Source organism: Yoonia sp., assembly GCF_014859355.1.
Taxonomy (GTDB): domain Bacteria; phylum Pseudomonadota; class Alphaproteobacteria; order Rhodobacterales; family Rhodobacteraceae; genus Yoonia.
Window position 1 is genome coordinate 1 of sequence record NZ_JACUUJ010000066.1, and the last position, 7,863, is coordinate 7,863.

Below are 7,863 nucleotides of genomic sequence, written 5' to 3' on the forward strand. Positions count from 1 at the left end.
AACAGAATCACAACCTGCTGAATTCACTCAACTCATTTTCGATCAGCCTCTTAGGGTGTCATCCTGCACTCAGCCGGAATCTACCCCTGATAGAGCGCGCGGCCTTCTCAGCGCTTTTTGAATTTGGGGGCGCGACAGAACCAAACCGCCTGCCTCATTCAAATTTGGGCACGTTTTCTTTTGACAAGCGTGCTCCGAAATAGCGGATAACCCGCGATGAAACCCGCTGCCCGCATGCGATCGCGTCAGCCTGATCCATGCCCGACAATCGCGCGGCAAGATAACCCGCGTTGAAAGCATCCCCCGCGCCTGACGTATCACGAATGTCGCTGACAGGCGGCGTGGGGACAGAGGTTTCTACCCCGTCCGAGCGCGCCTGAACCGCGCCTGCGCCATTCTTGAGTGCGATTTCGGTGACACCGGCCTTCGCGAACCGATTTAAGGTCGCATCGGGTGACATATCGCCCCAGAGCGCGGTTTCGTCATCAAAGCTGGGCAACGCGATGTCTGTGATCTCAAAGAACCACGCGAGCGTGTCGCGTGTTTCGGTTGCGCTGGTCCACAATCGGGGCCGCACATTGGGATCAAACGACACCCGCGCACCGCGCAGGCGGGCTTGCGCCAAGGCATTCCAGAGCCGCGAACGCCCGTCGGGTGACAAGATCGCCAGCGTGATGCCGGACACATGGATCAGCCCCGCATCGCGCACCACACGGTCCAACCACCCGGCGTCATCCCCCAGAAGGCGGGCTGCAGAGTGATTGCGCCAGTAGTGAAAATGCCGCTCCGCCCCGTCCAGTTCGATCATGTAAAGACCCATCGTGCGGTCCGCATCGCGCGCGACGCAGGTAACATCTATCCCGTCCGCCTCAAGCTCTTCTACAAAGCTGCGCGAGATCGTGTCGGTGCCGACCTTTGTGGCGAACCCGACAGGAAAATCCGGTCCCAGCAACTGCGCCATGTGCCAAGCGGTGTTGAACGTGTCCCCTGCAAAGCTGCGCCGATAGGTACCCTCACCCACCACCGCCATTTCGATCATCGCTTCACCGATGGCGACGCTTCGTTTTGAGGTGAACGAAAGCATTTTTATGCGCCCCCGCTTTTCAAATCATAGATGCCACCGGTCAACCACGCGGGCCAGTCGCGCTCAAAAAAGGATTTGGCATTTGCATCGAATTTGCGGTTCGGACGGGTTGTGATGGTCATTTCGCCATTCTGCAAGCGGATGAAGATTTGCGTCTGTTTGTCTTCCTCGCGTTCGGGCCGGAACCGGACATCTGGCAAGGGGCCGCTGCGGGCCTGCGGCAAGGCCGCCCCGTCGGGGTCACAAATAGCGCGCGCCCCGCGACTGCCGCCGCCCTGCGCGATGTAATAGTCGAGAGCCGTCAGAACCGCCTGGGATGCAAGGGCCATCTGCTGCCATTGCAGGGCACGCCCTACCTCACTGTGGCGGGCAAAGGATATGCCATTCTGTCGGATCAAATCGCTCAGCTTTTCGGCCTCTTTGCGTGCGCTGGCCACGCCTTGGGGCGTACACAGGATACCGGCATGGTCGCTCATCCTGGCCTGAACCTCAGCGCGCACATTCCTTAGGGCAATGGGGCTGGCGCTTTGGAGGGTCACTTCGATGTCGCGCAGGGCGTCGGCTGTCGGGCCGCTGACATCTGCACTGGGCGGGGTCTGCCCATGTTTGCTGGCGGCTATGTGTTCGGCCACGCGGGTGCCAAAGACCTGCCCCGCATTCAACGCCGACCCGCCGGGGCGGGTGGCGCCGTGGGTGCCTGCGGCCTCGCCTACCGCGTAGATGCCGGCAATGTTTGTGCGCCCCCAAGTGTCGACCGCGATGCCGCCATTCATGTGTTGGTTGTTCACCGCAAATTCCAACGGGTCGGCGACGATATCGACTTTGTAACGTTTGTAGAGTTCAATCGCGAGCGGGTTCATGTGGCGCAGCCGGTCAATGGGCGTGGCTTGCGTCGCGCCAGCGTGGGTCAGGTAGCTGCGCACGTCGTCGTCCAACCGATCAAGGCTGAAGGGCTGGTCGCCCGGCACCGGCAAGGGATTGCGGTTGAAGTCCATAAAGACCCGCCGACCCTTCTTACTTTCTTTGAAGATCGCCAGATCAACGAGGCTGGATTGGAAATCCAGCATGCGGCTGGCATGGAACGGCCATTGGTATCCCTTGCGAAAGACGTTCGACGCCATCTCTTGGGTGGTGCGGTAATAGTCGCCGAGAAAGTGGTGTTCGTGCCCGTCCGCGTCCACGGAATAGATGTGCGGGATGACCTGCACATAGGTGCCCGACAGGTTCCACGGGAACCCTTCGCGCCGCGTGCCGATCCCGAACTGGCTTTCAGTTATGTTGACCAGTTCAAGCCCCGCCTCAAGTGCCAACCCAAGGCTGCCGAAACATCCGTTGGGGAAAACGCTGTCGCGATAAAGCTCGCCCGGCCCACCTGCCGCAAAGACGAGGGCCGCGCATTGAAACAGCGCGAGCCCGTAAGGGTTGGCGTCCGAACTTGTCGTTGGACGGATTGCCAGAACCCCCACCACACGCCCTTGATCGCCCTGCCCTTCGGTCAGCACCTTTACGGCTGTCGTCTGGTTATAAAACGGGATGTCGAGGCGCAACGCCTCTTCTGCCAGCGCCTTTACCATCAGCCGCGACGTGCGCGGCCCGCAAGACGTAGCGCGCCCGACTTCGTCATGGTCCGTCTGATAGCGCAGCGTGCCGCCCAGATCATCCTGAGGCAGCGGTAGGCCGAGGTATTGAAGCGACGCCATAGCGCGGATTGATCCAACCGCCTCGACATAGGCGGTGTCTTCATCCATCGCCCCACCGCCACGGATTGCGGCGGCCATGGCTTGGAAATTGTCCCCCTGATCCTTGGTGTTGGCCGTGTGCAATGTCTGTTTGTCCGACCCCGAACAGGCCGATGTGCCACCCCACGCACTTTGGCTGATGATGGTGACGTCCACTCTGCGACGTTTCATCTCGACCGCGGCGCGCAGTCCGGCGGCCCCGCTGCCAATCACAAGGCTGCCTGTGCGGAATACGGGGATGTCGAAGCCTGCGACGGTCATGTGTTGCGCCGCTTTGGGCGCCGTCGTCAGGCGGGGCATGTCCACATCCGTGAGCGCATTAAGGATATGTTGGGGAACAGACATACTCATGCGATGTCGACCCAGCGTTGTTGCGCAGAAGAGGCCATACAGGCGTCTACGATCTGGCAGATGTGGTGCCCTGTCTCGAAGGTCGGCCACATAGGCTTGTTGGATACGATCGAACGCACCACTTCGGCCACCTCGATGATTTTGCTTTCGTTATATCCCAGGGCGAAATTTGGGAGCGGCAGGAAAGCGCGATAGGTTTCATGTTCTGGGCCCACGTCAATTTCGCGGTAGCCCCGACGCCCGATTTTATCGTCGTTGGAATAAAACCGCAGCCGGTTCACCTCGTCATAGGTGTAGGCCAGACTGCCCTTGGTGCCGTAAATCTCGTAGGTCTGCATGAACTTGCGGCCTGTGGCGACGCGGCTGAAATCCACAAGCCCGCGGGCGCCATTGGCAAATCTGCAAAGAATGTTGGACCCATCGGGGTTGGTGACATCGGCCCATTCCTCATCCCCGTTCAGAACCGTATCTTCGCCGAATCCAGCACCGTCAACAACCGGGCGTTTTTCGGTGACGATGAAATTGTCCGCGATCAAGGAGCTTACCCTGCCGACCAGAAATTCCATGAAACTAAACACGTGACTGCCCGTGTCGCCAATGATGCCAGTAGGTGCCAGGTCCCCATTCGCGCGCCACATGTACGGGGCCAGCGGATCGCCATACATGTCGACATGTTGGCAGGCCTTGAACAGCTTGATATCCCCGATCTCTCCGGCGTCGATGATCTCTTTGGCAAGATCATGCACCGGATTGCGCGGGAAAGCATGGCCGACACGGGTGATTAATCCTTTGGCGCTGGCAATATCGGCCAGTTCGCGCGCTTGCGCTGCCGTATCGGCCAGAGGTTTCTCGCAATAGACGTGTTTTCCCGCCAAAAGTGCTGCCTTGGCGACCTCGTAATGCAGGTTGTCCGGCAGGCAGATGTCGATCAGGTCAATGTCTGGAAGCGCGACGGCCTCTTGCCATGTGCTCAGGATTTTCGCGCCCGGTGCACGGAATGCAAGGCTTTTGGCAGCATCTGCGTTTGCCTCGACCAAGGCCACGACCCGCGCAGTACCACCGCTGTCCCCAAAAAAATGTGGGAACGTCTGGTAGGCCATCGTGTGCACTTTGCCCATCCATCCGGACGCGCCTAAAACTGCCACTTTTACCTCGGTCATTGTGCAATCCTTTCGATCGGGATGAATATGGAACTTTCCATATTTTAGGTGTCAAGAACCACGGTCTGCCCCTGACGTCCCGTGTTGGTGATTAGCCCCCGCTTGAGGCTCGTTTGATAAGTTTCACAGGGCTGCGCGCGGTCATTTGCGGCGCGACACCGTCTTTGACCCATGCCAGGATCTGTTCGGCGGCAGACTTGGCAAAATCGGGGATATTGCAGCTGACCGAGCTGAGCGGCGGATAGCTGTCCTGACAATCTTCGATATCATCGAAGCCTACCACACGCAGATCGCGGCCAACCTTCACACCCAGTTCGGGGCACGCAGACAGCACACCAAGGGCCACCAGATCGTTAAAGCAGATAACCCCGTCAACGTCCGGATAGTCGGCCTGCAGTCTGGCCGCCATTGTCTTGCCGAAGGACCGCGTTGCCTGCCCCGTCAGCACCACAGGTGGGGTGCCCATCTCTGCCAGTAGGGCGAGGTATCCGCTCATGCGTGCTTCGGTCACCGGCCGCCCTTCAAGCCCGCCGAGGAACGCGATGCGCTTGCACCCCATTTCAACAAGATGTTCCACGGCCAGCCGCCCACCCCGCTCGTAGTCAGGCGCGATAAACGGAATGTCATGACCTTCCGATTTCAACGAACGGAAGACCTGAAGCGTTGGTGTATTGGTCGACCTCAGGACTGACACCGCCCCCTCATCGTCGCCGTAGCTGGGCGAAATAATGAAACCCGACACACCGTGTTCAACCAGCGACGAAATCATGCGGGTCTGCAGCGCCGGATCTTCGTCCGAATTCGCAAGGACGGTGGCAAAGTCGTTGCGCGCCAGCTCCATCTGTAAAAGTGTCGCGAATTCGGTGAAGAACGGGTTGCGCAGATCGTTGATTACCAGCCCGATCAGCCCCGATGACGCAGACCGCAGCGTCGCGGCTGAGCGATTGTAGACATAGCCGATGTCGGCCATCGCCTTGCGAACCGCCAGCCGCGTCGTTTCCTTGACCACATCATTGCCCTGCAAAACAAGGCTAACGGTGGATTTCGACACCTTGGCCTTCTTTGCCACATCGAAGATTGTCGGTCTCGAGTTCATCGCCTTGCTTCGTCCCTTTATTCGCCCGTTTCAAACCGGCAGGTCAAGCACCAGTATGCCATCAATCCCGCCGACAGCATTTGCCACCAGCTGCGCCCCCAGCGCCTTGTGGTCTTCGTTATCGGCATAGGCCTGAAGCACCGCCCAGTCATCAAAGTCAATGACAAAGCCGTGCATATACCCCCGTTCGATCTGCTCGGGGCTTTCCGATCGCCCGCCCGTAAACCCGTGCGCGCCCGGCAGCTTATCGATGACCGCAGACAGGCCCTGATAGAGTTGGGCAATCTTGTCTTCGGGCGTTTCCGGTTTGAATTTGGTCAGAACAATGTGCCGGATCATGTTGTCATTCCTTGATCTTGTTTGATCATATCGGCGGCCTTTTCACCGATCATCATCGCAGGGGCATTGGTGTTGGACGAATTGACGGCTGGCATTATGGACGCATCGGCAATCCGCAGCCCGTCTATCCCGTTGAACCGCAAGCGCGGGTCCACAACGGCGGCATCATCACTGCCCATACGGCAGGTGCCAGCGCAATGGTGCGACGTCTTGGAATGCACGCAGATGAAGTCGAAATACTCCTCGTTCGTTTGCACATCCGGCCCTGGCAGCCGTTCGGCCATGATGAACGGCGCAAGCGCCTTCTGCGAGAGAATACGCTGCACCAGCTTCAGCCCCCGGATCGACATCTCCCGATCATAGGGGTCCGACAGGTAATTGGGGTCGATCAAGGGCATATCGGCGGGGTTGTCGCTTTGCAGGCGAACGGTGCCGCGCGACCTTGGACGCAGATGACAGGCGTTCAGGGTCACGCCGCCATTTGGCATAACCGCAACCCCCGCTTCGATGCCCGTGCCAAGGCCAAGGTGCATCTGGATATCGGGGGAGCGCGCATTTTCGTCCGCATACCAAAACCCGCCCGTTTCAAACAGGCTCGAGGCAACCGGCCCCTTGCGGGTCAGCAGGTATTGCAGTCCCGCCAGGGCAGACAAGTGCAGTTTGGCAAAGCGATCATAAGTGTGCGGACCAGTTACTTCGCAGATTGCATACAGATCAAGGTGGTCTTGAAGGTTGGAACCAACACCCGGCTGGTCAATCACCACGTCGATACCAAGGGGCGTCAATGCATCGGCAGGCCCGATCCCCGACAGCTGCAACAAACGGGGCGAGCCTATCGCGCCGGATGATAGGATCACCTCGCGCGCCGCGGTGATCTTGCTGCCGTCTGCCATTTCGACACCCGTCGCACGGCCGTTTTCTACCGTGATCCTGCGCACGTTGGCCTTCGTGCGGATGGTCAGGTTCTTGCGGCCCTTTGCAGGGCCCAGAAACGCCATGGCCGCCGATGACCTGCGCGCGTTGCGTTGGGTCAGTTGGTAATACCCCGCACCGTCCTGCTTGGGTCCGTTGACGTCGGTTGTCTTGGGGATTCCTACCTGTCCTGCCGCTGCGATGAAGGCATCACAGATGGGCAGCGGGGCCGCGGGCAAAGACACACCCAAGGGGCCGCCCTTACCGTGAAATTCCCCGCTGTAGACATCGTTGTCCTCGGACTTTTTGAAATAGGGCAGAACGTCAGCGTAACTCCAACCCTCGCAGCCCATCTGACGCCATTCGTCGTAGTCTTGCGCGGCCCCGCGCGTGTAGATTTGCGCGTTGATCGCAGACCCACCGCCAATCACCTTGGCTTGCGTGTAATTGAAAACCTTGCCCTGCATTGATCGCTGCGGCACCGTCGACCAGCCCCAGGAACCGATCCCCTTGGTCATCTTGGCAAAGCCGGCAGGGAGGTGGAAAAACGGGTGCCGGTCACTGCCGCCCGCCTCGAGCAACAGCACCTGTGCATCAGGGATTTCAGACAGACGCGCAGCGATGACAGACCCCGCAGACCCGCCCCCGATCACGATGAAATCAAAACCTTCTGTCGTCATGCCGCGAAGTCCGTTTCCTGAATATGGCGCCCTGCCCGCAGCGCGAGGGCGGCGATTGTCAGCGCGGGGTTTACAGCCGCCGAGGTCGGCAAAACCGAAGCATCGACGATGAACAGGTTCTTGTGATCGTGACTGCGGCAGAAGGTGTCGACCACGCTGGTCGCGGGGTCTGCCCCCATCCGCGCCGTGCCGCATTGGTGCGACGGCGTGCGCCGATCAAAAGCCTGCGACACCACAATCGGAAACCCGATCTTGCGCAGGGCCTGCCTGAGCTTGGCCACAAGCTGCAAATGCGCGTTCCAGTTGGACCGCTGCCAATCCAGCTTGATCTGCCCACCCTTAACCGTGACCCGGGAATCGGGGTTGGGCAGGTCTTCGGACATGACGTAAAAATCAAAGCTGCGCGCGGCGATCATATGGGCCAGCCAGCGCGGAAGGGTGCTATTGGCCGCAAGGATTGGACCGGTGATCTTGCCCAGCATCTGGATATTACCCAAGGGCG

General features: G+C 59.5%; 7 protein-coding genes. All 7 read right to left on the minus strand.

Annotation, left to right across the window (positions count from 1 at the left end):
* Positions 1-154 precede the first annotated feature (154 nt).
* The gene (locus IBX59_RS14420; protein ID WP_296376796.1) at positions 155-1,084 is read right to left on the minus strand and encodes a sugar kinase; all 930 of its coding nucleotides are present in this window, start codon (positions 1,082-1,084) and stop codon (positions 155-157) included.
* Between the two features lie 2 nt (positions 1,085-1,086).
* Positions 1,087-3,123 carry an FAD-binding protein gene (locus IBX59_RS14425; RefSeq protein WP_296376798.1) on the minus strand — a complete coding sequence of 679 codons (2,037 nt, stop codon included), beginning with the start codon at positions 3,121-3,123 and terminating at the stop codon, positions 1,087-1,089.
* Between the two features lie 47 nt (positions 3,124-3,170).
* Complete coding sequence (locus IBX59_RS14430) at positions 3,171-4,334, minus strand: Gfo/Idh/MocA family oxidoreductase (protein WP_296376800.1); 1,164 nt, start codon at positions 4,332-4,334, stop codon at positions 3,171-3,173.
* Between the two features lie 91 nt (positions 4,335-4,425).
* Positions 4,426-5,430: a LacI family DNA-binding transcriptional regulator gene (locus IBX59_RS14435; protein WP_296376803.1), complete on the minus strand. Its 1,005-nt coding sequence runs from the start codon at positions 5,428-5,430 to the stop codon at positions 4,426-4,428.
* A 30-nt stretch (positions 5,431-5,460) separates the two neighbouring features.
* Complete coding sequence (locus IBX59_RS14440; RefSeq protein WP_296376805.1) at positions 5,461-5,769, minus strand: Dabb family protein; 309 nt, start codon at positions 5,767-5,769, stop codon at positions 5,461-5,463.
* Positions 5,766-7,361 carry a GMC family oxidoreductase gene (locus tag IBX59_RS14445; RefSeq protein ID WP_296376808.1) on the minus strand — a complete coding sequence of 532 codons (1,596 nt, stop codon included), beginning with the start codon at positions 7,359-7,361 and terminating at the stop codon, positions 5,766-5,768. Before IBX59_RS14445 ends, IBX59_RS14440 begins: the two co-directional genes overlap by 4 nt.
* A partial coding sequence (locus IBX59_RS14450; protein WP_296376811.1) for a GMC family oxidoreductase occupies positions 7,358-7,863 on the minus strand: 506 nt, incomplete at its 5' end. The genes IBX59_RS14450 and IBX59_RS14445, both read right to left, overlap by 4 nt.

Excerpts from the sequence above, each read along its gene's own strand:
- IBX59_RS14420 (WP_296376796.1), bottom strand. The coding sequence starts at position 1,084 with ATGCTTTCGTTCACCTCAAAACGAAGCGTCGCCATCGGTGAAGCGATG.
- IBX59_RS14425 (WP_296376798.1), bottom strand. The coding sequence starts at position 3,123 with ATGCCCCGCCTGACGACGGCGCCCAAAGCGGCGCAACACATGACCGTC.
- IBX59_RS14430 (WP_296376800.1), bottom strand. The coding sequence starts at position 4,334 with ATGACCGAGGTAAAAGTGGCAGTTTTAGGCGCGTCCGGATGGATGGGC.
- IBX59_RS14435 (WP_296376803.1), bottom strand. The coding sequence starts at position 5,430 with ATGAACTCGAGACCGACAATCTTCGATGTGGCAAAGAAGGCCAAGGTG.
- IBX59_RS14440 (WP_296376805.1), bottom strand. The coding sequence starts at position 5,769 with ATGATCCGGCACATTGTTCTGACCAAATTCAAACCGGAAACGCCCGAA.
- IBX59_RS14445 (WP_296376808.1), bottom strand. The coding sequence starts at position 7,361 with ATGACGACAGAAGGTTTTGATTTCATCGTGATCGGGGGCGGGTCTGCG.